Consider the following 26387-nt stretch of genomic DNA (forward strand, 5'->3'; position numbering starts at 1 on the left):
GGCAAGAGTCAGGAATAATTAAAAATACTGCTATGTCAAAGCTATTTACTAGCAGGAGTGGCAGAAGCTGAAGCACCAGCAGGAATAGTAATGTTGACATTGAAAGGCAGGCTATTGCTATTATTGTCTTCTTCCCATGCCAATTCTCCCGTCAGTTGATATTCGCCGGGGGAGAGAGCGGAGTTATTCTCATCAGTGAAGTTGAGTAAGAGGTTGCGATCGCTTTGAGCAATAACAGTACTCGGTGGTAATTCTCCAGTTCTGACAACTTGTTCTCCTTGTTTTAATTGCCAACGAACACCCGACTTAACAGAAGCATTTCCTGTATTGCGAACTAGCAATTGAACCTGATTTTGAGCTGCATCAAAGCTAGCGCTATCTACCGCTAAGTTGGGAGATACATCACCTTTGCGAACATAGACATTCGTTCCCACGCGAGTAACAATGCTGACTTTATTGTTACTATTCTCAGTTGACTCTTTCAGGGTTTCTGTAAAAACAACGGCTCGATATTCTCCATCTGGAAGATTAGGAGCAAGTAAAGCTCTTAAGCGTACTCGCCTTCTTACTCCCGGAGGAACTGTCAACTCCCTAGGCGAAAATTGTAGATAGGGGCTAAGATCGTTAGGACTGGAAGGTAAGGTTTGAAATCCTGCGTCACGACTATAAGTGAAAGGCTCAGTATAGATTCTTGCTCGCAAGGGAGTGTTAGTAGTATTAATAACACTAATTACCGCTTGTGCTTGAGAACGATTCGCTTCTAAATCAAGCGTCAAAGGTGATGCACCCAACTGCGCTTGAGCTGAACCATTCATTAAAAATGCGGTTGATAATGCCCAACTTCCTAATTTTAAAAATCTAGTAATACGAGAATGCGCTGTGGGTTTTTGAGGATAAAAAAACATTGCTAATTATCTTGATTGCCTGATTAATTTCCTGAGCTAGATTGAAATTACTAGGGAAAGAGACTCTCTATCTCGTCTCCCTAGTAACTCAGTTAGTGAACATAAAAGAGATGACGCTATCAGGAATTGGTTAAATGGATGTGGCAGTGACAACAATGTCGAATTCGTAATTTCCCTGAGGCAAACCAGTATCCATGGTGGTTGTCATATCGACGCTAAGAACATTTGTGCCTGCATCAGGTATTAAACCCTGTGCAGCGGCACCAGCATCTACTACTATGGGTGCATTTAAATTACCTGTAACAGTTACAGTCGTTGCAGTCGGAAGATAAGCCCCAGGATTGCCTTGAGGTAGGGCAGGATTTACGGTTACGTTTGCAGGTGCATTGCAGGTAAAAGTAACTGTACCAGCTGTGCCTCCCCCTGCTACATCGGTACTTAGAGTATCCCCTGCCACATTGATCTCTAAAGTTCCGGCAGCTGTGGCATCGACTACACAGGAATCTGGCACTTCTCCACTCAAGATAACTGTACCGTCAGCCGCTTGAGCCGCAGAACCAAAAGCAATTGTGCCACCTAAAATTACGGCAGAAGCCAGTAAAGACTTACGAATCATGGGTTATTCCTTGAATTTGATTGACTGAACTCAAGGTAACTTGTGTCACAGAAGCTTGAAATTAGTAATTACACTGTTTTTCTTACTCAGTAAATTTACGGTATACAGTAGACCTCTTGCAAAAGTAGCGGCAGCTAACTAATTTGAGTTCAAACGAAGTTCGTAATTATAGATGCCTGCAATTAAATTAAAGCGTAAACCAAACCTTTTTCTTCTGTTGCGATATCGCTCGGATAAAATTCTAAATATTTTGAGGCGACGGTAAACATGTTCAATCACTATCCTCTCTGAAGCTAATTTATGATTCTCTTTTTTTTGTTCTTTTGATAGTTTGCTCTTCTTGGGTTTTTTATGGGGTATCCGACTTTGTTTGTGGATTTTCGCTATTCCCTGATATCCTCGATCTCCGAGACACTGTATCTCTGTCTTTAGATTGGTTTTACTCCGTTTAAACAACTTAAAGTCGTGTTCTTTACCCTTGCCGCATGCAATACAGATAATCTCTTTGCTGTTTTTTTCAACGATAAGTTGAGATTTTAAAGTGTGCTTTTTTTTCTTGCCACTGTAGAACTTTTTCTGTTTTTTTGAGGACGCTCTAGGGGAGTTTCAGTTACATCAATAACTGCTATCTCTATTGGGTTTCCCGATTTCAATAGTTGTTTCTTTCCCGGAATCCTTAATTCTTTTGACTTGATTAAAATATTTTCTATTTTACGAATTATTCGATATACTGTTGATTCGTTAAGTCCCCAATGTTGACCGATATGAAAGTAAGTTCTGTACTCTCGTAAGTATTCGAGCGTCATCAATACTTGATTTTCTGGACTTAATTTGGACGGTCTTCCGGTTTTTATCTTCTGTTTTTCATTTGTTTCCACTAACTCAACCATCTTAGCAAACGTCTCTTTTCTAACTCCACAAAGGCGTTTGAACTCTTGGGGTTTTAGGTCTTTCACCTTTTCATAGGTCATTATTTTCCCTCATACTGACCTATTTATCTCTTTTTTACTGGACTTTTGCAAGAGGTCTAGTGATCTCACCATCTATAAAAAAAACGTATGAGGGGTTTAAGAACTTTCACAGTTTATCTAAGATGACTATAGTAGAACTAAACTGGGTAACTATTATCCGTGAGTTGTATTGAAACAAAATAATAATATTTTTTTACTTTATTAAAATTCTAGCAAATTTTGCTAGAATAATCATGGACAATTAAGCTTATTAATCAACAAAAAACTAGTTTTCGACAAATTTTAGATAATAATTTAAAGGAGCAAAAAACAATGAGGGAAAATCCCTGGGAAGATCCACCTTGCCAAGCTGCTTAACCTAATGTATCCCAAAGCTTATCCCAAAAAATTTAGAGCCTAAACAGGAAAACTCCTTGATTAAAAGTTGATTCAACTGATCAACTTTTTCCAGCAGGGTTAACGTTACAAGAACCCAACGAAGAACCCGTTAAAGTTAAGGGCAAGAAATTTAAGCAATGGGGATAGGTATGAGAGAAAAGCCATTTTTAAATAGAACTGAAGCCGGTCAACTACTGGCAAAGAAACTCACAACTTATACCAACTGCTCTGACGTGCTGGTATTAGCACTACCACGCGGTGGTCTTCCAGTTGCTTTTGAAGTAGCAAGAGCGCTTAAGGCTTCCTTAGATATCTGTTTAGTGCGTAAACTCGGCGTACCAGGACACAAAGAATTGGCAATGGGAGCAATAGCAACGGGTGGAGTGATGGTGCTTAACGAGGAGGTAGTGCAAAATCTAGGCATCTCTAAAGAAATAATTAATCAGGTTGCAGCCCAAGAACAGCAAGAATTAGAGAGACGCGATCGCCTTTACCGAGGTAATCGTCCGGTTCCTCAGGTAAAGGATCGCACCGTCCTTTTGATAGATGACGGTATTGCAACTGGTTCAACTATGCGTGCTGCGATTACAACCTTGCGATATCAGCAACCGAAGTCGATTGTTGTTGCTGTACCAGTGGCACCTCCATCAACTTGCAACGAATTAAAACGAGAGGTAGACCAATTCGTTTGTCTGACAATGCCACCTGCATTCCACGCTATCGGTCTCTGGTATGAAGACTTCTCGCAAACGACCGACGAACAAGTCCGTAACCTACTGGCACAATCGACTTGGAAGCAATTGTCTCCCCGTAGGACTTAATCAACTGGTGAATCAATACCCAAATTAATCTCTTCCACGGGAGTGAGGCAAATCAGTTCTTAGCAGAGCTACCTTTCCCGTGAGTAGTAGTCAATCCTAATTAGGAGGATAGACCCATGAATACCATCTCGGAACCGAACGTTAAACAAATTAAAGTTGCAGTGAAAGTAGACTCAGTAACTCTGGCAGGAAGCCTGGAAATACCAGTAAATGCCAAAGGCATTGTACTATTTGCCCACAGTAGTAGTAGCAGCTACTATAGTCTCTATAATCACCATCTTGCCCAAATACTGCATCAGAGACAACTAGCAACCTTACTCCTTGATCTGTTGTCATTATCAGAGAAGGCTGCTGACAGACAAGCAAGACAGCTTCGTTTTGATTTAGGTCTACTAGCAGGACGTCTTGTTGGTACTACAGACTGGCTGCTAAAAAATCCCATTACCCACAATTTGAGGATTGGTTACTTTGGTACCAGTACCGGTAGTAGTGCTGCTCTGCTAGCAGCGGTAGAACGACCAGACGCTGTCAGTGCCATTGTCTCTCATCGTGGACGACCTGACTTAGCCGGAGCAGTTCTATCTCGAGTTAAAGTACCGACACTCTTAATTGTTGGTGAACATGACCTACCGTTGCTCGAGAGAAATCGAGCAGCACTAAGACACCTGAGAACACCAAAGCAGCTAGAGATTATTCCTGGAGCAGCACAGTGCTTTGAAGAGCCTGGGACACTAGAAAAAGTAGCCCATTTAGCAAGTCAATGGTTTGAGGACAATTTTCTTTCAAGTTGCCAGCCAAACCAGCATCCGCTCGAAAACATCAGCTAATTAAGGATCCACAGCTAGTTTTTTCGGCAGTAAGGAGCAATTAAAAATGCCTTTTAATACTGATAGTAATCACAGTGAAAAAAGCCTGATTTTCGGCAGTTGGGTCGTACTTTAATCATCATTTTTACCTGGCTGCTTCTCCTGAATATGTTTTTCTCCCAGGGGCCTCACCAACAAGAAGTATCCTACAGCCAGTTTATTGTTTAGGTAGAAGCGGGAAAAGTTGCTAGTGCCAAAGTTGGTTCTGAGCGTATCGAGTATATTCTGAAGTCTGATCAAGCTAGTACTCAACCTGGAGAGAAACCCACCGAGGTGTATCTTAAAACACCAGTGCCTCTCGATTGAGAATTGCCAAAAATTCTGTGCGAACACAACGTCGAATTTTCAGCTGCACCAGAACATCGGGACGCTTGGCTCTCGGCATTGAGCCTGGATCATCTGGCCAGTAATTTTCTTTGGCATACTTTTTTGGTTAGCTAATCGATCTCAGATGAGTGGGCTTGCCGCCCTCACCTTTGGGAAAAGCAAAGCCCACATTCACTCCGAAGGCAATGCAGGCGTCAAGTTTGATAATGTAGCTGGAGTGGTTGAAGCTAAAGCCGAATTGCAGGAAATTGTGGATTTTCTCAAAAATCGCAGCAAATACACCCGTTTGGGCGCGACAATTCCCAAAGGCGTTTTGTTGGTAGGATTGCCAGGAACAGGCAAGACACGTTATGAGTGAGCAGCTTGGCCCGATTGCCTTTGAGAGAATGCAGCAACAGTTTCTGGAGAGTGTTACCAATCCTCGTCGTCCAGTTAGCCCTAAGATTGCCGAAGAAATTGACCGGGAGGTAAAACTTCTCGTTGCAAGAGCACATCACATCGCCCTGGCTATCTTAGACAAAAATCGCCAACTGCTTGAGGAAACAGCACAAGCTTTATTAGACAAAGAAATTCTAGAAGGGCAAGAACTACGGGAGCGACTCAAGCTTGTCCAGAAAACTGAACAGATGGAAGAATGGCTAAGTAAAGGTAGCTCACCTCAAGATGCTCTACTCCTACAAACTACTTTCAATGGAGGACAACCAGCGAAAACCTCTAGGTATGGAACTTCTCTCTCTGAAAAGAAAATGTTAGATTCATAGGGGAGATGACAAACTCATAATTGAACTTAGTATCCCAAGTCGAATTATGAGCTGTAGTTTACGACTACATCAGCGAGCTTTAGCTCAAGTTACATTAACACTAATCAACTTTTTTTTAGGCAGCAGTAATCCCCAAATATGATTTCACTGCCAGATATCACAATCAGAAACCAAGTCTATGAAAGTGCTAATTCCTTAGTTTGCCGAGGCATCTTTAAAACTGTAGCCTTTCTTGCAGTTATGAGGTATAGCAGAAACAATGAGCAAACCAGTTACGGATATTTGACTGAATTAGTTTAAGCATGGCGTTGGCAATGGCATCGACTTCAAGATAGATTTAACTTTTGACCAAAAATTTTCCCTGGGGGAGAATTCGGGAGAGTCAGGAGATAAATAAATTAGTTTAGCTCCAGCTTTTTTTAATAAATTATCTCGCCATCTCTCCTTGATTAATTTTGGCGTTGTCCATCGCAACACAAGCATTATTTAAAAGTTTAGGAATTAATAATCGAATAACAAAAGATTCAAAAGTCACACCATCTACCGCCTGATAAATATTGACGGATACCACCACTTCTCGAATTAATAAAGCTGCAATCAGCGAAATATTTCTGCCTCTTTTTTTAACTCTTTCCCCTTTTAAAAGTCTGTTACCAAGCCTAAATATTGCTAGATTAACTACTGATTTATTCAGAAAAATTAAGTCTTCTACTACAGGAATATCGCGAATTTTTGACCAAAACTTAACTGGCTGTTCTTGGAGATTTTCACTTTCTTTTTCTGCTGCGCAGAGCGTTTTTTATAGTATAGTTTAATTTTTGCATAATTCTTCCCGTGGTCGCTCGACTGACTTTAACTTGAACTTTTTGTTCGAGCAAGTCACACAGTTATTCGAGTGTCGCATCATTGTTAGTTTCGATAATTTCTACTAAATTAATTAACTGCTCTCTCTTCAGCTTATATTGAGGACTTCATCGTTGATAATAAGAATAAATATCTCCTGTTTCTTTTATTGTTTGAGCATTTTTTGAATAAAGCTTTTGGTAACGCAAAAATGTTGGGCGATGCTCCTAATGGAGATGTTTTTCTTTTCATGAGCTTCAATGATTTTTGCTTAAATTCACTTGAATAAGGTTTCATTGCTGAATTTCATAATTAATAGACTTGAGTTTTGCTTTGCGTCATAAGTGCCAGGAAAGCTATATATAGGTTATTTTATCGCGACAAAAGTATTCAATAATTGACTGGGTATCTTTCTCGCATTTTACTAATAACTGTTGATATCTAAACAACGCTCATCACCTCCCCAAAACCCTTTATTTGTTTATATTTTTTATATTTGTCATATTAGTCTAGCGGTTAACAGATAGTAATACATCAACCAAATAAAGTGAGAAAATATTCTGTAGGATATAGGCATAGTGGACACTCTGTCGGTTTGGCAACCGTCCATCTGGTTTGGGTTGCCAAGCGACGAAAGCCAGTATTAAGGGGGAATGTAAAACTGAGGTTATCAGAGATATTGGATTCAGTAGCTAACGATAGAGAATGGATTATTAAGGCTAAAGAGATTGCTAGCGACCACGTACATTTATTTATTGAGTATAACGAAAAAACACCTATTTATATGGTTGTTAAGGCTTTTAATGGGCGAAGTTAAAAGCTATTGCGCGATGAGTTTCCAGAATAAAAAAAACTCCCGTCATTATGGACTAAGAGTTATTTCTATGACACTAGTGGCAAGGTAAGTACAAGCAGAGTCATGGCTTACATTAATGACCCGCACCACGAAAGAGATTAATATTGAATACAGATGAATCTGCTTGCATCGCTTTTCCAGCCCGCTTTAAAAAGACGGGGCTACCAAGCTGCCCTACTTTTTACCTGTTGAGAGCGGCTGATGTCGTGGTTCCCTAGAAATATCTAAATTAGGTAAAGATCCGACTTTTCCTACTTAAAGATCCGACTTTTGCGACTGACGGGAGTATAAGAGAGGAGCTATTATAGATACAAGGGTACAGCCTCTTAAACCAAGAGCTACTGCAACTATAGTGTTTCCCGATCTAATCAAGTAAATTCTTAAAATTGAAAAGTTTGGCTTACAAAGCCCGGGTATACTCCCGTTGTGTAGGAACCCCTGTACTCCCCAGGTCTCTCTTCCCTCTAACTACAGCGTCTATCAGCTAGGTAAAAACTTTTTTATGACTTTCCAGAAGTCATTAATAAAAAGCTACGGTGCTATCTATTTCAATTTGCATCTACATTAAAGTTGTTTGATCTTACTACTAACTTTCAACAATGCGTATTAAACCCGCCCTATATCCTACCCCAAAAACCTCTAATAAAGTGGCTACAGTCGTTTTTATTGATGCTGGAGTTGAAAATTACCAGCAATTAGTTAACGGTGTAATTTCCACAGCCGAAGTATTTGTCTTAGATGCGGCTGCTGATGGCATTGAGCAAATTAGCCAGGTTTTACAGCAGCGTCAGGATGTCGGTACAGTTCATCTTATTTCCCACGGCGCGCCCGGTCGCTTGTATTTGGGTAATACGCAATTAAGTTTAGATACCTTTAACCGCTACGCGACTCAACTGCAACAGTGGAATGTTGTTAATCTTCTACTCTATGGTTGTAACGTCGCTGCTGGGGATGCAGGTGAAGAGTTCCTAGCAAAACTCCACAACCTAACCCAAGCCAACATCGCTGCTTCAGCAAGCAAGATAGGTCATGCTGACCTTGGGGGCAATTGGAATTTAGATGTTGAAATTGGCGCAGTTAATACCTCTGTTGCCTTTACTCCCACCCTACAAACTACCTACGCTGGTGTCTTTGCCAATGAGGTGTACGTTGTTACTCAAGACAATGAGAGTCAAGCTCGCAATGGTGTTGCAGACGGTGACTTTGGTAAAGGTATCCGTGTCGGTCCTGTCGGCGCTGGAAGCGCCCTCCATCCCATTGAGTTTAACATTGTCACCGATGCCAATGCCCCAGCGACCGGACTTTCTCTGCTCTACCTCTCAATCTTCGACGTTGACCGCGCTGAGGGCGAACTAGATCTTGTTACGATTAACGGCACAGAACTTGGCTTACTAGAAGGTGAAAACGAACTCGAATTCAGGACGCTTTTCCGCGTTGATCCCTCAACCCTGGTTACGGGTGAAAATTTTGTCCAGATTGAAATTGATACGGGCGGTGACCCCACTCCATGGGAAGCAGAGATTGTCAAAGCTGAGTTGGTAACTAACTACCAATTAGGTTCGACCGCTGATAGCGCAATATCAGTCTCCACCGGAACAGACTTCCCGAATTATCAACCAGGTGAGCTCGTCAACTTTAACGCCGAGATTGACACCACCCAACCCAGCCAGAACCTAGAACTTGAAACGATCCTGCGTGATCCCAATGGTAATGCTGTTGAGTTTGATAAGCGTCCTGAGTCAGAGAATTTCACAATAAATGGAACAGACATCGACCCCTTTACCTGGGGGGTGAACTTGCCAGCAAATGCACCTCTGGGTACTTGGAGCTTCGATATCAGTGCTTTTGATAACGCTACTGGTAACTTCCAATTCTTGCAAACTCAGCCCTTTATAGTTGGCAATGAAGTCCCTGAACCAGCCCCTGAGCCAGAACCGACTCCAGCCCCCGGCCCAGCCCCTGGACCGGAACCGACTCCAGCCCCTGGCCCAGCCCCTGGACCGGAACCGACTCCAGCTAATAGTAGTAGTCGTTGGGATTTTCTCACCAGAGACTATAACCTTGATGGTGCTACCGACATCGTAGTCATTAAAAAGAGTGGCACGGGTTCGGGTAGTACAGAAGTCCACATCATGGATAGAGCTAACAACTATCAGTCTTGGCTGCTGCAAACCGGAACAGTCCTGCACGAGACTGGTGATAACTGGGATTTCGTGAAGGGCGATTACAACAGTGATGGCGCTACTGATATCTTAAGTATCAAGAAGAGTAGCACGGGTTCGGGTAAAACAGAAGTCCACGTCATGGATGCAGCCAGCAAGTATCAAAGCTGGCTTACACAGACCGCAACAATTCTGCACGAGACCGGTGATAGCTGGGACTTTCAGGCTGGAGATTACAACGGCGATGGTGCTACTGATATCCTGGGTATTAAAAAGAGTGGCACGGGTTCGGGTAGTACCGAAATCCATATTCTGGATGGAGCCACTAACTATCAAAGCTGGCTCATGCAAACTGGAACAATTCTACATGAGACTGGGGACAGTTGGAATTTCCAGGCGGGTGATTACAACAGCGATGGTAATATCGATATCGTGGGTATTAAAAAGAGTGCCACGGGGTCGGGTAGTACAGAAGTTCACATCTTAGATGGAGCTAGCAACTATCAATCTTGGCTGTTCCAAAGCGGAACAGCACTGCATGAGACTGGGGACAGTTGGGGCTTTCTCTTAGACGACTACAACAGTGGTAACCCTCTCGGTATTATCAGTCTCAAGGAGAGTGGCACCGGCACAAACACCACAGAAACCCACATTTTAAATCAAGGCGCTAACTACCAATCCTGGCTGTTGCAAAGCGGAACAATCCTGCACGAGACTGGGGTTTCTTCCTTAGCATGATCTTCTCCCACTTCTTGAAACTTATTTACCTATGATCGTATTTTTTAGCTGAAGTCGGATTCACAGGATTGACAGAAAAAACTCTTCACAAAGTTTCCTGTCAATCCTGTCTTTGATTAATTCAATCAGCAACCCTAAACCTTGATCATCATCTACTAAAATCATTCATCTGAACCAGAATAATCAAGGTTTAAAGCTTCAGTTATCTATTAATCAGAGAAGTATGGATTGTTTCAACTTATAGAGATTAAGGGCGATAATATTCAGGAGATTGCGTGTTTTCACAAACAGCCAGAGGTAGTGTAAAACAATATTTGGTTTACAAAAAAAATTGAAGGGCAGACTACAGAGTTTAGAGACAATATTGCCTCTAAACCTTTAGAACAACTCTCTAGCTCCATTTTTTAAGAAGCATTTTCCCAATCGCTTAGCTTTTCTGGCTCGTGATTGCTCTTACTTGGGTGGAGTGGAACTCTAGGATTACCAACTTTTGCGTACTGCCGACGCTTCTCTCTCTTGGGATTAGTCTTTTTGGGAGCCTGAGTCTTGAGGGCGTGCATTTTTCTCACCTCCTTAGTATTCGAGATTTAAAAAATGTAGGCAATAAATTTAACTAACACTACGATATTCCCTTAGATAGAGTTTCCTTTGCAAGAACTCGAAACAATATGTAAGCTTCGGCGAAAGTTACTACAAAATAAAAATTAATAGGAAAATCCCATAGATAAACATTTGACGGGCTGAGTCTGCGAGTGACCAAGCCCGTCAAATATTTTTAGACAATTAATTCCTAATTCTTATCCGCAGTCGCCGGAAACACTCTATCTTCTTTTAAGATGACTCCTTTGCTCTGAACTCAGTGTTCCCAGACTCTTCTTGGAAGCTTAAACCATCTTCGTGCCATTGGGGCTACTCGTACCCATTGCCCCCGAATAAACCAAACCCCGTTGTGTATCCAGGGTCAAAATCGCACCGTCTCGAATGATATCGGTTGCATTCCTAACACCCAAAATGACTGGCACTCCAAGACGCAAGCCAAGTACCGCCGCATGGCTGGTTAGGCTATCCTCCTCGGTAATAATCCCACCTGCCTTGCGAATTGCTTCCACAAAGTCTGCATTGGTTGACGGAACCACCAGAATTTCGCCTTGGTTAAACTTGCCAACTTCGATCGCATCATGGGCTACCCTGGCAACACCACTAACCGAACTCTGACCAATGCCAATACCTTGACCTAAAATAGCGTTGACAACCTCTACCTTAATTAAGTCTGTTGACCCTGGAACACCCTGGAGTGTCCCAGCGCTCATGACTACCAAATCTCCCTCTTCTAGTAGATGCTTTTCTTGGGCAACATTAATTGCCGCTTGGAAAGTTTGACCCGTAGAAGGCAAATCCAGCACCAATAATGGTCTAACGCCCCAGACTAGCTGTAGCTGCCTAGCCACATATACGTGGGGTGTCACCGCAAGTATTGGAGTATGAGGTCTGAACTTAGAGACATTGCGCGCTGTGGCACCAGTCTTAGTCAAAGTCATAATTGCTTGCGCCTGCAATTGGTCAGAAATTTGACCAACTGCCTGAGAAATAGCATTGGGAATCGAGCATCTCGTATCCTTGGCATTGCGAACAATGCTCTCCTGCTCAATGCGCACAGCAATCCGCGCCATTGTCTCCACTGCTTCAACTGGGTATTTACCGACAGCAGTTTCGTTGGAGAGCATCACTGCATCAGTGCCATCAAGAATCGCATTAGCAACATCGGAAATCTCAGCGCGGGTGGGCCGAGGTGAGCCAACCATACTATCCAACATCTGGGTAGCAGTGATTACTGGGATACCTAAGCGATTAGCCGTAGCAATTAGTCGCTTTTGCAGAATGGGGACATCCTCAGCTGGTAGTTCTACACCCAAGTCACCTCTAGCCACCATGACGCCGTTGCAGAGTGAAAGAATTGCTTCCATCTGCTCAATGGCTTCGTGCTTTTCAATCTTGGCAATTATCGGTACTTGCTTCCCGGCACTGGTAATTAGCTCTTGAATTTCTAAGATATCTTGGGGGTTACGCACAAAGCTTAAAGCAACCCAGTCCACCCCCTGATCTAAGCCAAACATCAAATCTCGTCGATCTTTATCCGTTAAAGCCCGAATTGAAAGATAGACACCAGGGAAATTAACACCCTTGTTATTAGATAAAGGACCACCAACAACTACACGACAGTGCAAATTACCCTTGACTCGGTCTACTTCTTCGACTTGCATCTCAACTTTGCCATCATCGAGCAAAATTGTCGCCCCGGCTGGTACTTCATCTGCCAATGGCTTATAGGTAACAGAACTGATTTCTTGGTTTCCAGGAATCTGTTCACTAGTTAAAGTGAAGTGATCGCCTGTCTTAAGGACAATTGAGTCATTCTCAAATCGTCCCAAGCGAATTTTTGGGCCTTGCAAATCTTGCAGGATGCCCACTGGCTGATCTAGTTCAAAAGCTGTCTGCCGAATCAGGCGTATACTGCGCTGGTGGTCTTCCTGAGTACCATGGGAAAAATTGAGCCGCAAAGTTGTGGCACCAGCTTTGATCAGTGCCTTCAGAACATCTGGACTGCTGGTGGCAGGTCCAATAGTGGCAACAATTTTTGTCCGACGTAGGGAATTTTGCAGTTGCATAAACGAAAAGGCGATGGATGAACTTTAGGCAAATTGATCGTGGCGCGGCAACAATCTACGGGATTGTCTGAGGATTCAGCTGATGCCAAGACCACTGATAATGTAGGAGATTCGGCTATGATCTCACAGATTTTTGCCCCAGCGCTATCAACTGCTTAACTCTTCTGAGATCAAATTGGGTAATCCGGCATTTTCCTTGTGCCCATTTTTTCCTTACTTGTGAGGAAATGACCTGATAATTGAACTAGCTTAGGGGCTTAACTACAAGCCATCAGAAGATTCTAGATCTGGCTTGATCATCAGACTCTAAGGGAATCTTTAATTTCGCTTAAGTATTCTGGGATTGGCTAATAACCAAGGAGAATACCTTACCTTTTTGAGTCCGAGTACACCTTCGAGCTTAGCCTCACTGAGATTGGCGTCAACCAGAGATGCTTTTTCTAAATCGGCCTGAGATAGGTTAGCATGACTCAGATTGGCACTTCTTAAGTTGGCACCTCTCAAATTGCACAGCGTCAAATCCGCATACATTAAGTTGGCACCAGTTAACTCAGCATTAACTAAGTTGGCAGCTTTGAGAGTCGCACCGACTAAAGTGGCATTAGTCAAGTTAGCTAAACGCAATAGAGCAGTTCGTAAGTCAACGCCACTTAAATTGGCATTGGTCAGGATAGCGCTGTGCAAATAGGCAAACTGGAGTTTGGCTCCAGTGAGTTGGGCATCTGTTAAGTTAGCGATCGCTAATTTGGCATTGGTCAAGTCAGCCAGCTCTAAATTCGCCCCACTTAAATTAGCACGGTTGAGACCTGCACCCTTTAACATCGCTCCTCTCAGGTCAGCACCGCTCAAATCGGCAAACTGGAGGTTAACGGCAATCAGCACTGCTTGCTGAAGATTTGCCCCAATAAGCAGAGCTCCGTTTAAGTCAGCTTCGGGTAAATAAGCTTGGCGCAAGTCCGCGCTAGTCAAATTAACGTTGCCAGCATCAACACTATCCAAATTTGCCTCACTCATCTGAGCTCCTGTGAAGTTAGCGGTTCTCAGGTCGGCAATTTTCAGTTGTGCTTTTTTTAAATTAGCTCCTACTAAATTGGCCGCTACTAACTTAGTGCTAGTGAGGTCAGCTTCTTCTAGGTTAGCGGCCGCCAAGTTAGCATAATTGAGTTGGGCTCTTCTCAGGTTAGCGCTACGTAACTGGGCGCTAGTCAGATTAGCTGCATATAAGTCAGCTTCCTGAAGGTTGGCATTGACCAAATCAGTAACTACTGCTTGATCTTCTTGTTGCCTTACCCCCAATTGTGCCTCTCTTAAAGAAGCACCTCTAAGGTCAGCTTTTGCTAAACCGACACCGTTCAACTCAGCACCAGTCAGGTTGGCACGTGTTAGATTAGCACCCACCAGTTCTGCCCCATCCAATTGAGCACCGCTCAAGTCTGCCTCTTGAAGATAGGCATTGCTTAGTTGAGCATCTCTTAAGTCACAAGACCTACAGGCATTGGTAGCCAGTAATTGTTCAAGGTGTTCCGGATTAACGGCGTCGGCAGTGGTAGTAAATCCTTGGCTAATTAGAAAAGAAAAACTCAGCAGTACAATTCTCAGATCAGCCACGATATTGAATGCGATAAATCCGGTTGTTAGCCTCTTCAGTGACCAACAAACTACCATCGGGTAAGACCAGCAAACCAACGGGGCGTCCCCAAGTTTTTGGGACAGAGGGGTCGAGCAGAAAACCAGTGAGAAAGTCTTCGTAGTAACCTTCGGGTCGTCCGTCAGTTTGAAAGGGAACAAAGACAACCTTGTAGCCAGTACCCTGGTTTCGGTTCCAAGAGCCGCGAAAGGCGACAAAAGCACCATTGCGATATTTTTCGGGGAAGGTTTGTCCATCATAAAATTGCAGTCCTAGAGCTGCCGAGTGAGCTTGGAAAAGAACGTCGGGAGTCTGAGTTTGGGCTACTAAGTCGGGGCGTTTGCTCTGACCGTTATTTTGCTGGCGTGGTTCAATCAATGTTGGTGCTAGATAAGCATAAGGCCAACCATAGAATTCTCCTTGACGAATGCGTGTTAAGAAATCTGGTACGAGGTCATCTCCGATTCCGTCCCGTTCATTAACGGTGGTATAAAGTTCACTAGTTATGGGATGAAAGTCAAGACCTACTGGGTTGCGTAAACCGTAGGCAAAAGTCTCCTGGCTGGAACCATCGAGGTTCATCACCTGCACGGAGGCACGAGGTAAGGGTTCTTCATTGACGTTGGAGCGCGAGCCAACAGAAGCGTAGAGCTTTTGTCCATCTGGGGAGACAACAACATTTCTTGTCCAATGCTGGTTGTAGCCGCCGCCAGGAAGATCAACAATTTTTTCGCCCGTGCCAGTGAGTTGCTCTTGACCTTGAGTGTAGGGAAAGCGCAAAACAGCGTCTGTGTTGCCCAGGAAGAAGGAGTTATCGGCAAAAGCCATACCAAAGGGAATGTTTAACCCGTTTTGTGAACTGGCAAAAGTTTTTTTGACATCGGCTACACCATCACGGTTGCTGTCGCGCAACAGGCTAATGCGGTTTTGTCTAGTTTCTGTAACTAAAACATCTCCACTGGGGGTAAGCGCTAGCCAGCGGGGACTGTCTAATTGATCAGCAAAGACGTTGACTTCAAAGCTAGGTGGCACTTTCAAAGTTGGATTAGACGGCACGGCTACAACTTGGGGACTCTGGGAGGCACTGTTGGTAGCAAAGGGTTGGGGCAAGTCGGTGAGGGCAATCTGAATAGGCTGGGGAGTCAGAGTCTCGGTGGGTACAATGCTTGAAGCTGGCACAGAGGAAATTGCCTGCTGTTTAGGTTTGGCAGCAACTGGTGGCTGCGCACTCTGAGGCGATTCACCTAATGATGATTTTTGTCGAGTCTTTGTTGCAGGTTGTAAAGTCGATTCCTCAACTGAGCTGTTGGTTGAGCTGCAAGCAGCACAAGTGTAGATCACTATCAGTAGGGGCATGAGCAGACGCCAGGGCTTCATAGAATCTAATGAGATTGCGACATATTTCCAGGTTAGTTTTCCCAACTAAGAATTAGGCAAAATAAGTTTTTCCTGGAAGTTAGGGAAAACTTGTTAGTAGATTCAACTCAGAAGGCAGGAGGAGTATTGAACTCAAATACTCCCTCGCTCAAGCCAGAGATTTACCGATAACTGAAACTCATACTTTTTTGTAAACAGAGATTATTAATTAATATTGCGAATTTCCTGGAAAAATGTTACATTTTATTGCAGACGCTATACAGAAGACATTTATAGTCATGCAAGAGCAAGAAAACAAGTTTGGCTTCACTGGCTTCGCAGAAACCTGGAATGGTCGTCTGGCCATGCTAGGATTCGTAATCGGTCTAGCTACCGAATGGATCACAGGTCAAGGGATCTTACAGCAAATTGGTCTGATGTAATTCAGTTGGCGCTCAAAGCCGCTAAATCACTTCAGAGAGCTTTGAACCTGGTAAATCCTCCTCAGATTGAGTCTAGTGGATAAAATACTATTGGGACTGAAGGTGTCACCTTCAGTCCCAATAATCTGTTTATAGATTGGAATTTCTTTTCTCTATTGCATTGGGACTCTCTTAGACTCTAACCTCAAGAATCTACCCCGATTAGATACTAAACCCTGACTTGCTTTCGCTGAACATCGGTTAATCCATCTGTTAACGTCTGTTAAAAATCTCAAAGAAGCTGTCTCTCTGGGTGGACAATCTGGATAATAATTAAGGTGGAAACAAAATCGTGTTCTCTTGGTGCGTTGCTCAATTGTTTTCCCTAATTTAGAAGGGGAAACTAAAACCACCATCTCTCCGATGATTAATTCCGCGTTCAAAAATGAGGTGGTGAGCTATGGCTACTTCGGTTCGATACTCGATAAATATGATTAAGGACGAAGCACTTCGTCTCGTCAAACAAGGCTTTCTTAGCCGTCGTCAGCCAATTTATACTCTTTGTCAATACATTCCTGTTCGTGAATGGGCTACCGTTGAGCTTGAGTTAGAGGAAAACGAATTTTTGCTCAGAGATCCTATTATTGACCTCCTAGGTCACGAACACTGGGAAGAAGACTGAATATTTTTGTTGTTTAGCAATCGCTAGAGGAATATTGATCACTAATTAAATGCAATTTTTGTGATAAATAATATTAATAATGCCAATGCATTCATTGTGGGATCAAGTCAGGGCATTGGTTTGGGCTTTGTCAGAAAATTGCTCCAATATGACAATTTTGCCAAAATTTATGCAACCTATCGTAGTCACGAGTCAGCTTCTGAGCTAATTGCCTTGGCAAGTCAGCATCCTGATCAATTAGTTTGCCTCCCATTAGATATCACCAAAGAATCACAGATATCCCAATGTATAGAATGCATAGAGAAGTCAGTTGACAAACTCCACTTAGTAATTAACTGCGTGGGATTGTTGCATGAGAATCCTTTGCAACCAGAGAAAAGCCTCCGGCAGATTAACGCAGACAATTTGATGCGCTATTTCCAAGTAAATAGTATTGGTGCTGTACTGCTGGCTAAACACCTACTACCATTATTCCGTCACAGCGATCGCAGCATTTTTGCCAGTATTTCTGCCAAGATTGGCAGCATTGGCGACAATCGACTAGGAGGATGGTACGGCTATCGAGCCTCCAAAGCGGCACTGAACATGTTTATGCGAACTGTAGCGATCGAGTATGGCAGAAAAAGTCCTCAGACTGTAGTGGTGACGTTGCACCCAGGCACAACTGATACTCGCCTTTCTCAACCTTTTCAAAAGAATGTACCTGCCGAGAAATTATTTTCAGTAGAGCAGACTGTTGCGCAATTGTTGGCAGTCATCGAAAAGTTAGATGAAGATGATAGCGGGCAATTTTTCTCCTGGGATGGTAGCAGTTTACCATGGTAGAGTTTTAACTATTTCTCATTGTTAGGTGCTTTTGCCAGAAGTATATCCCTGTGCCCCATCATTGATGAGCCACATTAACCACAGATTGAGAGAAGATAAAACAGACAATTGTGGCAATTTATTGAAGATTGCCACAATGTAGATCTACGGTAATCCTATTTGATTTTTAAGCAAGGGCGAGGCTTTTGTATCTCATTTAGGATTGGTATATTAAATTTGTTCCCGTCGCCACCAAGAGCGTACTAGCCTGATTTCTTCGTAAGAGAAACTTTCTCCGAGTTGTTCACGAAGGTTTCTCAAGGGTTCAGCACCCACAGTTTGAATGACTTTCATAATCGGCTTTTGTTTTTCGGGAGATACTAGCCTACTTAAATCTATAGGCTGTTTCATTTCAATTAATTCACTTAGATGGGCAATAATCGTGCTGCTACTAAAGCTGCGTTTGGCGGCAATTTCTGCAACACTCAAACCTTGTTGATAGAGCTGTAGTGTTGTCATTTGGCTAGTTGAAGGTAGAGGTGCTGGCAACTTTTGTTCCTGACAAAAAGCGCGAATTTCTGACACAAACCGCTCTCCATACTGAGTAAGTTTATGAGTGCCTACACCAGAAATTTGAGCAAAAGCATCGATAGTTTGGGGTTGTACCTGTGCCATCAACTTGAGGCTGGAATCAGCAAAGACAACGTAAGGGGGGACAGATTGAGCGTCAGCTATTTGTTTACGCAACTTTCGCAGTTTTTCAAAGAGAATTTCGGCCTCCGCATTTCTTGGGTTAACATCGGCTATTGCCTGGGATGCTGGTGTTTGGGTGACGGCAATTTCTACAGAACGCTGTTTGCGCAGTATTTCCCAGCTCAATTTGTTGAGTTTGAGTACTCGATAGCCATCGGTAGTTTCGTCTACTAAACCTTGATGCAAAAGCGATCGCGCTAGCATTTTCCAGGCGTCGCTGCTTTTATCTTTGCCAATGCCGTAAGTGGATAGCAGGTGATGTCCGTACTGCTCAATCTTCTTTTTTCTAGAGCCCCGCAGCACATCAATAGTGTGTATTATTCCGAAGCGTTCCCGACACCGGGCTACACAAGAAAGAAATTTTTGTGCCTCAATTGTCCAGTCTTCCACTGGTTTGGGATAGCAGCAGTTATCACACTTACCACAATTTCCCTGGAGTCGTTCGCCAAAGTAGCGCAGCATAATCGTACGACGGCAGTCTGAACCTTCAGCGTAGTCGATTACTTGACGCAACTGTTGACGGGCGAGTCGTTGCTCTTGGGGATCGGGTTTTTGCTCGATAAAGTAGTCAATTCTGGGAATATCAGCAGCGCTATAAAATAGCGTACAGTGGGCAAGCTCACCGTCTCTGCCTGCGCGTCCCGATTCTTGATAGTAACTTTCTAAGTTACGGGGTAAGTCATAGTGGACAACAAAGCGCACATCGGGCTTATTGATGCCCATACCGAAGGCAATGGTTGCTACCATAACCTGCGCGTCATCCCGGATGAAGCGAGTTTGATTTGTTGCTCTATCGGTGTCACTCATCCCCGCATGGTATGGTAGCGCACAGATACCCTCTTTCTGGAGCTTGAAGGCAACTTCGTCTACTGTACGACGACTGAGACAGTAAACAATGCCTGAGCCTTCTGGGTAGGATTTGATGAGCTTGAATAGCTGGTTGTAGCTTGGCTTTTGCTTGGCTTGAACTTCGTAGTAGAGGTTAGGGCGATTGAAGCTAGCCAGGTGAATTTCTGGCTGCCGTAGTGTTAGCTGTTGGATAATATCCTGTTGCACGCGCTTGGTAGCGGTAGCAGTGAGGGCAAGCAGGGGAATATCTGGATAACGTTGGCGCAGTTGTCTCATCTGCCGATATTCTGGGCGGAAGTCATGTCCCCATTCAGACACACAGTGTGCTTCATCAATGGCAAAAGCGGAAATCCCTATTTGCGATCGCACTCTCTCGAGAAAAGGTGTAAATTTTTCTGCCAAAAGACGTTCTGGTGAGACGTAGAGTAATTTGATCTTGCCATTGAGAATAGCTGTTTCCCGCGATTTCACAGCGTCCCAATTCAGACTACTATTAAGAAACGTTGCTCCAATACCGTTATCTTGCAGAGCGTCCACTTGGTCTTGCATCAAGGCAATCAAGGGTGACACTACTACTGTAAGACCAGCTTTGAGCAGTGCTGGCAGTTGGAAGCACAGCGACTTGCCGCCCCCTGTAGGCATGATAATCAGCAAATCTCGATTCTGAAGCGCTTGTTCCACAATCCTTTGCTGTCCAGGGCGGAAGCTGTCGTGACCAAAAAAATGTTTGAGTGCTTCCTCCAGGGAGTTTAACTGATGCATAGTTGATGCTCTTGGCGCTGATGGGATTATTTTAGAACCTCAGCTGCCGCGAATGCTCTTTGGTAGCCATCTGTGGTTACACATTAATTTTTTTTGCTGATCCACTCCATAATAATAATTAGAGAGTTTATTAAGTTAAGTAACCAATGCCAAAAGCAATCTGGAACGGAACTGTTCTCGCCGAGAGCAATCAGTGCGAAGTTGTGGAAGGCAACCAGTACTTCCCCCCTGACTCCATCAACAAGGAGTATTTCCAAGAAAGCAGTACCCACACCAGTTGTCCTTGGAAAGGTCAAGCTAGCTACTACACAATTGTGGTCGATGGGCAAGAAAATAAGGATGCTGCCTGGTATTATCCGAGTGCTAAGGAAAAGGCAAAAAACATTGAAGGATATGTTGCCTTCTGGAGAGGGGTGAAAGTCGAAGTCTAGGTGACTATGGTTCCTAGAATAAAATGAGCATGTCAGATGCTACGACAATCTAAAGTTTTCCTCAGTGGAGAGTTTCCGATGTGTACTCTCTTTACTAGTAGAATGTGCAACTCAAGCACACTATTGGCAAACTTGGGATTAAGCTTGAGGAGCTGCTTACACACTTGTTGGCATTTGCCAAGAGACTAGGCAGCTCTTAGGCTAGAAAAGCTCAAGCTTAGCCAGAGGTGCTTGACTGGTGAGAGAACCTCTCCTCAGGCTACAATGCTGTCTGGCGAAATTTCTTGCTACCCTACCAGCTATTGATTCGGAAGACTACCCCATGATTCACGACCTGTTCATGCCCGCCCTCAGTTCCACCATGACAGAAGGCAAGATTGTTTCCTGGGAAAAATCCCCAGGCGATAAAGTTGAAAAAGGCGAAACCGTGGTGGTGGTCGAGTCAGATAAAGCAGATATGGATGTTGAGTCCTTCTATGAGGGCTATCTGGCTGTCATCACAGTACCAGCCGGTGAAGCAGCTCCCGTAGGTGCCCCAATCGCTCTGGTGGCAGAAACGGAAGCAGAAATTGAGACGGCGAAAGAACAAGCCGCTCAAATGGCTCAACAGGGTTCTGCGGGACAAGCTCAGAAACAAACAGCACTGGCCCCGGAACCTGTAAAAGCAACTCCTGCAATTGCTCAAGACACCACTAGCCGGCGCAATGGACGGGTGATTGCCTCTCCTCGCGCTCGTAAGCTAGCCAAAGAACTAAAGGTTGAACTGAACACCTTGAAAGGCAGTGGGCCTCATGGGCGCATTGTTGCCCAGGACGTAGAAGCTGCTGCGGGGAAAACCAGTGTCCCAGCTGCTGCAACTCCAACGAAGACACCCACTCCTGCGACTCAAGTAGTACCAGCAAAAACGGCTCCTCTCGGCGTGCCTCAGGGAGAAATTATTTCTTTCAATACGCTACAAAGTGCAGTGGTAAGGAATATGATGGCTAGCCTTCAGGTGCCTACCTTCCGTGTCGGTTACACGATAACGACTGACGAACTGGATAAGCTATACCAAAAAGTCAAGTCAAAGGGTGTGACTATGACGGCGCTGTTGGCTAAAGCTGTAGCTGTTGCTTTGGCGAAACATCCTTTGCTGAATGCTAGTTATACAGAACAGGGAGTTAGTTATCGCAATACTATTAACGTCGCCGTAGCTGTGGCAATGGATGGCGGAGGGCTGATTACGCCAGTATTACAAAATGCTGACCAGGTAGATATCTATTCTCTATCTCGCACTTGGAAAAGCCTAGTAGAACGTTCCCGAACTAAGCAGTTACAGCCTGAGGAATATAACTCTGGGACTTTCACCTTGTCGAATTTGGGAATGTTCGGTGTTGACCGCTTTGACGCCATCTTACCACCAGGACAAGGTTCAATTTTGGCAATTGGAGCCTCAAGACCGCAGGTGGTAGCAACAGCTAATGGCATGATGGGCGTACGCCGTCAGATGCAAGTTAATATTACCTGTGACCACCGTATTATCTATGGTGCTGATGCTGCTTCTTTCTTGCAAGACTTAGCGAAGTTGATTGAAACAGATCCCCAGTCGCTCACTCTTTGAAAATAAAACATGGGTGAATTATATGTCTTCGCCCATGTTTTATTTTTTTAGGTTTCCGCCTCAAAAAATTTAATCTGGAAGTTAGTACCCTGGCTCTGATCCAGGGTAATCTCTCCGTCCAGTTGCTCTGTTAAAACTTGAACTAACTGTAACCCTAAAGTAGTCGTATTTTTTCGCCAATCTACATTTTCAGGCAAACCGATACCATTGTCCTGAATATTTAAAATAAATTTTTGTTCCCTTTCTGATTTGAGGTTAACCTCAATTAAGCCATTTTTTTGTGCAGGAAAAGCGTATTTTAGAGCATTTGACACTAGCTCATTGATAATTAATCCTAGAGGAATTGCTGAAGTAAGATTGAGAAAAATTGGTTCGACGTTGACTTTTACGGTGATGCACTCTGACCTAGTACCGTAGCACTGTCGTAGATAGTCAGTGAGGGTTTCAACATACTCTGCCAAATCAATTTTCTCTAGAGATGTCGATTGGTAAAGCTTCTCATGAATCAATGCCATGGATTGAACACGATTGTAACTTTCTCGGAATACTGCTATGGTTCCTTGATCGTTGAGTTTATAAGATTGTAGGTCAAGTAAACTACAAATAATCTGTAGGTTATTTTTAACTCGGTGGTGAACTTCTTGTAGCAGAATTTCTTTTTCTCGCAATGAAGCAGAAAGTTCGGCTTCTGCTTGTTTTTGTTCTGTAATATCAATTCCTACTGAAACAGCGGCTGTGTCTCCTTGGTACTTTTGCACCGCCACTAAGTAACTACGATGAACACCAGCGATGGGTATATCGATAACTTGGGAAGCATGTACCTCTGAACTTACCAGAAACTGAAGCATAAATTTGGCAAACTCGGAATCTTGATTGAGGAAACCGATGTCTTTGCCAGGAAACTCGTCAGTCGATAGATTAAGGATATTAGCTAAGTATTGATTAGCGCCAATATATTGACCATTAGCACTCATCCAAGAAACACAGCCAGGGACAGTATCTAAAACAGCCTGTAGTTGGTTTCTTGCTTGTTGCAGTGCTGCGATAAACTGTTGACGTTCTGCTTCTGCTTGTTTACGAGGGGTAATATCTTGGAAGGCGGAGATGCCATAGATAATATTACCTTGCTCGTCATAAATAGGGGTTCCCCACACTTCCAAGGGAATAATTTTTCCTGGCTGGTGAATTTCTATATCTTCAGTGTGGGTTTTTTCTCCTTTCAACGCTCGCCCAAGGGGTAAATCTTCTGTAGGATATAGTTGATCTGTTCCAGTAGTATAGATTTGATAAAACTCAGGCTGTTCGTCCAGATAGACATGCGGTGTGAGTTCTTTGCCAATTAACTGTAGGGCACTTTGATTGGCGTAGGTTAATTCCCTCTCTGTATCAATTACTAATATTCCCACTGGGATGGCTTCGAGAATTTGCTGGAGTTCTCTTTCACTTTCCCGCAACAAAGCGTTTTCTCTCGCTTGCGCTTCGGTTCTCCAGTGTACATAGCCACAGACAGCGCATACTAAAGTTAGTACATAAAGAATATAAGCCCACCATGTCTTCCAAGGTGGAGGAGCAATGATTATTTTAAGAGAAGTACCTTCTTCGTTCCAAACACCATCATTGTTGGAACCTTTGACTCTAAATACATAAGTACCGCCATCTAAGTTAGTGTAACTAGCATAGCGTCTAGTGCCTGAATAAATCCAACCTTTGTCAAATCCTTCTAGTTTATAGGCGTATTGATTTTTATCAGGATTGGTGTAATCTAATGCGGAAAATTGAAAACTGAAAAAGTCGTCTTTATGAGAGAGTTGAATTTCTTGAGTTTCTGAAATACTTTTATCGAGATTTACGTCTTTTTCAAAAATTTTAAAATCGGTGATTACAATCGGGGGAATGTGGGGATTGTCTTTTACTTGTTGAGGATAAAAGGCGTTGAAACCGTTGTAGCCACCAAAAAACATTTCTCCTGTCTCACTTTTAAAATAAGCTTTCACTCCATCAAACTCAGTTCCTTGAAGTCCATCGCTTACATCATAATTTCTAAACTTTTCAGTTTGAGGATTAAACTTTGATAATCCTTTTTCTGTGCTTAACCAGAGATTTCCTTGGTTATCTCCTAAAATGCCAATTACAGAATTATTAGGTAAACCATTTTTCTCTGTATAGTTGGCAAATTGTTCTGTTGATTTGTTAAACTTATTCAATCCTCCTCCCTGGGTGCCAATCCAGAGAGTGCCTGTAGGATATTCATAGATAGAAGTAATCCGATCGTAACTCAGACTATTGGGGTTATTTGGGTCATGTTTGTAGCGCGTAAATTTCCCCGTCTCACGATTGAACTTGTTCAGTCCACCTTTGCCATAACCACCAATCCATAACGTGCCAGACTTGTCTTCATATATTGACCAAACTGTATTGTCACTTAGGCTATTGGGGTCATTCGGATCGTTTTGGTAATGGGTGAATTTTCCTGTTTGGCGATCCAGTTTGTTGAGTCCACCTTTAAAAGTACCAATCCAGAATGTACCTAAATGGTCTTCATAAATTGACGTGACAGTATCATCACTTAAACTGTTTAAGTTGTCAGGATTATTTTTGTAGTGGGTAAATTTTCCTGTTTGGCGATTAAATTTATTGAGTCCTTCTTCTTGAGAACCAATCCACAACATACCAGATCGATCTTCGTAAACTGACCAGATAGTGCTACCACTCAAACTATTGGGGTTAGCCGGATCGTGTTTATAGTTGGTGAATTTCTCTGTTTTACGATCAAATTTATTAAGTCCTCCCCCTTCAGTACCAATCCAGATTATGCCGGATTGATCTTCATAGATAGAAAAAATATGATTGCTAGCTAAACTATTGGGGTTATCTGGGTCGCTTTTGTAATGCTTAAACTTTTTGTCTTTCGTGTCTAGCTTATTGATACCACCAAAACCAGTACCAATCCACAGTATTTCGGAATTGTCCTTATAAACATAAGGAACTGTATTATCATTCAAACTGTTGGGATTTATTGGATCATGAGTGTAATGGATAAATTGCCCTTTTTTAGGATCAAACTTATCGAGGGCTGTGCCGTAAGAATTACCATACCAGCTACTTGTGCCTAGCCAGAGATTGCCGAATCTATCTTCAACGATTGAGCTGACTGTATCATGGCTCAAACTATTAGGATTTTTGGGGTCATGCTTGTAATGGGTAAACTGCCCAGTTTCACGCTCAAATTTATTAAGTCCTCCACCATTTGTACCTATCCAAAGCAGACCAGAGTGGTCTTCATAGATTGACAGCACCTGATCATTACTTAAGCTATTGCTATCATTTGGATTATGTTGGTAATGGCTAAATTTATCAGTTTCTCGGTCGAATTTGTTGACTCCTCCACCTCTAGTCCCCAACCAAAGTGTCCCCGATTGATCTTCGTAAATTGAGGATACAGAATCGTTACTTAAGCTATCGGGGTCATTTGAATTATTAGTGTAACGAGTAAACTGCTCAGTTTCTCGGTTAAACTTATTAAGTCCCCCACCGTCCGTGCCAACCCAAAGTGTGCCAAACTGGTCTTCATAAATTGACAAAACCCGATTAGCCCCTAAACTGTTGGGGTTATCTGGTTCGTATATATAACCAGTAAACTGCTCAGTTTCTCGGTTAAATTTATTAAGTCCTCCACCATCCGTGCCAACCCAGAGTATGCCAAACTGGTCTTCGTAGATGGCAGAGATCCAATTATCAGATAATGAGTGAAGATCTAACTTATCGTATTTATAAACTGTAAATTTATACCCGTCATACCTGTTTAGTCCTGTCTGGGTACCGAACCACATAAACCCTTGAGCATCTTGAAGGATACAAAGACCGCTACTCTGAGAAAGACCCTGATCAACAGTGATATGCTCAAATTGGATGTCAGTTTCTTGCGCATACACCGCACCTGGGAGATGCAGCACCATTAAAATGATTAAGATTATTGTTAGGATTATTCTTGTAGCAAATCTTATAATTATATAGTTAATTTTACAGCTTACAATTGCCATATCTGTAGGTTTCAAAGCTAGCGATCATTCTACATCCTCTTACATGATATTGTCATAAACATACTTCCAGATACTATCGAGCAGCCCCGGTATTCATACCAGGACTGTTAAAATCTTCTTATTGCAGTGCTTTGTAATTAAAATTTAGTGC

Annotated in this window: 17 protein-coding genes and 3 pseudogenes; 10 read left to right on the top strand and 10 right to left on the bottom strand. The window is 43.1% G+C overall.

Annotation, left to right across the window (positions count from 1 at the left end):
* Positions 1 to 41: 41 nt before the first annotated feature.
* From ACT7WV_RS22295 to ACT7WV_RS22305, 3 genes are all read right to left on the bottom strand, one after another.
* On the bottom strand, positions 42 to 905 hold the full coding sequence (locus tag ACT7WV_RS22295; protein WP_445104981.1) for a fimbrial biogenesis chaperone: 864 nt from the start codon (positions 903 to 905) through the stop codon (positions 42 to 44).
* Between the two features lie 130 nt (positions 906 to 1035).
* A complete protein-coding gene (locus ACT7WV_RS22300) occupies positions 1036 to 1521 on the bottom strand; it encodes a hypothetical protein (RefSeq protein ID WP_445104982.1) in 486 nt (161 codons plus the stop codon).
* 138 nt (positions 1522 to 1659) lie between these two features.
* Positions 1660 to 2492, bottom strand: a protein-coding gene (locus tag ACT7WV_RS22305) for an IS5 family transposase (protein ID WP_445101302.1) whose coding sequence is annotated in 2 segments (ribosomal slippage) — positions 1660 to 2108 and positions 2108 to 2492 — 834 coding nt in all. Because the reading frame shifts where the segments join, the coding sequence is not laid out codon by codon here.
* A 527-nt stretch (positions 2493 to 3019) separates the two neighbouring features.
* Here ACT7WV_RS22305 and ACT7WV_RS22310 point away from each other — a divergent pair.
* From ACT7WV_RS22310 to ACT7WV_RS25925, 3 genes and pseudogenes are all read left to right on the top strand, one after another.
* Positions 3020 to 3691 (top strand): phosphoribosyltransferase, encoded by a 672-nt coding sequence (locus ACT7WV_RS22310; RefSeq protein WP_445104983.1) that lies wholly within the window; start codon positions 3020 to 3022, stop codon positions 3689 to 3691.
* Between the two features lie 116 nt (positions 3692 to 3807).
* The gene (locus ACT7WV_RS22315) at positions 3808 to 4518 is read left to right on the top strand and encodes a dienelactone hydrolase family protein (RefSeq protein ID WP_445104984.1); all 711 of its coding nucleotides are present in this window, start codon (positions 3808 to 3810) and stop codon (positions 4516 to 4518) included.
* Between the two features lie 46 nt (positions 4519 to 4564).
* Positions 4565 to 5645, top strand: a pseudogene (locus tag ACT7WV_RS25925) (ATP-dependent metallopeptidase FtsH/Yme1/Tma family protein); the annotation flags it as partial.
* Positions 5646 to 5883: 238 nt separating this feature from the next.
* On the opposite strand, the pseudogene ACT7WV_RS22330 reads toward ACT7WV_RS25925, so the two are convergent.
* Positions 5884 to 6785 (bottom strand): annotated as a pseudogene (locus tag ACT7WV_RS22330) (IS630 family transposase).
* A 250-nt stretch (positions 6786 to 7035) separates the two neighbouring features.
* On the opposite strand from ACT7WV_RS22330, the pseudogene tnpA reads away from it, so the two are divergent.
* Both tnpA and ACT7WV_RS22340 read left to right on the top strand, forming a co-directional pair.
* A pseudogene (tnpA, locus tag ACT7WV_RS22335) lies at positions 7036 to 7446 on the top strand (IS200/IS605 family transposase).
* Between the two features lie 497 nt (positions 7447 to 7943).
* Positions 7944 to 10244 carry a DUF4347 domain-containing protein gene (locus ACT7WV_RS22340; RefSeq protein WP_445104987.1) on the top strand — a complete coding sequence of 767 codons (2301 nt, stop codon included), beginning with the start codon at positions 7944 to 7946 and terminating at the stop codon, positions 10242 to 10244.
* 404 nt (positions 10245 to 10648) lie between these two features.
* Here the strand turns inward: ACT7WV_RS22340 and ACT7WV_RS22345 are convergent, their stop codons facing one another.
* From ACT7WV_RS22345 to ACT7WV_RS22360, 4 genes are all read right to left on the bottom strand, one after another.
* Positions 10649 to 10804: a hypothetical protein gene (locus tag ACT7WV_RS22345; RefSeq protein WP_445104988.1), complete on the bottom strand. Its 156-nt coding sequence runs from the start codon at positions 10802 to 10804 to the stop codon at positions 10649 to 10651.
* Positions 10805 to 11128: 324 nt separating this feature from the next.
* Positions 11129 to 12910 carry a pyruvate kinase gene (pyk, locus tag ACT7WV_RS22350; protein ID WP_445104989.1) on the bottom strand — a complete coding sequence of 594 codons (1782 nt, stop codon included), beginning with the start codon at positions 12908 to 12910 and terminating at the stop codon, positions 11129 to 11131.
* A 318-nt stretch (positions 12911 to 13228) separates the two neighbouring features.
* The gene (locus ACT7WV_RS22355) at positions 13229 to 14518 is read right to left on the bottom strand and encodes a pentapeptide repeat-containing protein (protein WP_445104990.1); all 1290 of its coding nucleotides are present in this window, start codon (positions 14516 to 14518) and stop codon (positions 13229 to 13231) included.
* The gene (locus ACT7WV_RS22360) at positions 14511 to 15914 is read right to left on the bottom strand and encodes a PQQ-dependent sugar dehydrogenase (RefSeq protein WP_445104991.1); all 1404 of its coding nucleotides are present in this window, start codon (positions 15912 to 15914) and stop codon (positions 14511 to 14513) included. Before ACT7WV_RS22360 ends, ACT7WV_RS22355 begins: the two co-directional genes overlap by 8 nt.
* A gap of 278 nt (positions 15915 to 16192) precedes the next feature.
* Between ACT7WV_RS22360 and ACT7WV_RS22365 the strand changes: the two genes are divergently transcribed.
* The 3 genes from ACT7WV_RS22365 (at position 16193) to ACT7WV_RS22375 (ending at position 17822) form a co-directional block, all read left to right on the top strand.
* The gene (locus ACT7WV_RS22365; RefSeq protein WP_463424291.1) at positions 16193 to 16336 is read left to right on the top strand and encodes a high light inducible protein; all 144 of its coding nucleotides are present in this window, start codon (positions 16193 to 16195) and stop codon (positions 16334 to 16336) included.
* 439 nt (positions 16337 to 16775) lie between these two features.
* Positions 16776 to 16997 carry a DUF4327 family protein gene (locus ACT7WV_RS22370; RefSeq protein WP_445104993.1) on the top strand — a complete coding sequence of 74 codons (222 nt, stop codon included), beginning with the start codon at positions 16776 to 16778 and terminating at the stop codon, positions 16995 to 16997.
* 60 nt (positions 16998 to 17057) lie between these two features.
* Positions 17058 to 17822 carry an SDR family NAD(P)-dependent oxidoreductase gene (locus ACT7WV_RS22375; protein ID WP_463424194.1) on the top strand — a complete coding sequence of 255 codons (765 nt, stop codon included), beginning with the start codon at positions 17058 to 17060 and terminating at the stop codon, positions 17820 to 17822.
* Positions 17823 to 18032: 210 nt separating this feature from the next.
* Here the strand turns inward: ACT7WV_RS22375 and recQ are convergent, their stop codons facing one another.
* Positions 18033 to 20165, bottom strand: coding sequence for a DNA helicase RecQ (recQ, locus tag ACT7WV_RS22380; RefSeq protein ID WP_445104994.1), 2133 nt, complete (start codon positions 20163 to 20165; stop codon positions 18033 to 18035).
* Positions 20166 to 20311: 146 nt separating this feature from the next.
* On the opposite strand from recQ, the gene ACT7WV_RS22385 reads away from it, so the two are divergent.
* Positions 20312 to 20596, top strand: coding sequence for a DUF427 domain-containing protein (locus tag ACT7WV_RS22385; protein WP_445104995.1), 285 nt, complete (start codon positions 20312 to 20314; stop codon positions 20594 to 20596).
* Positions 20597 to 20918: 322 nt separating this feature from the next.
* A complete protein-coding gene (locus tag ACT7WV_RS22390) occupies positions 20919 to 22196 on the top strand; it encodes a dihydrolipoamide acetyltransferase family protein (RefSeq protein ID WP_445105717.1) in 1278 nt (425 codons plus the stop codon).
* Positions 22197 to 22243: 47 nt separating this feature from the next.
* On the opposite strand, the gene ACT7WV_RS22395 is transcribed toward ACT7WV_RS22390, so the two are convergent.
* Positions 22244 to 26152 (bottom strand): two-component regulator propeller domain-containing protein, encoded by a 3909-nt coding sequence (locus ACT7WV_RS22395; RefSeq protein ID WP_445104996.1) that lies wholly within the window; start codon positions 26150 to 26152, stop codon positions 22244 to 22246.
* Positions 26153 to 26387 lie beyond the last annotated feature (235 nt).

The sequence above is a fragment of the Symploca atlantica LB2515 genome, from assembly GCF_052546295.1.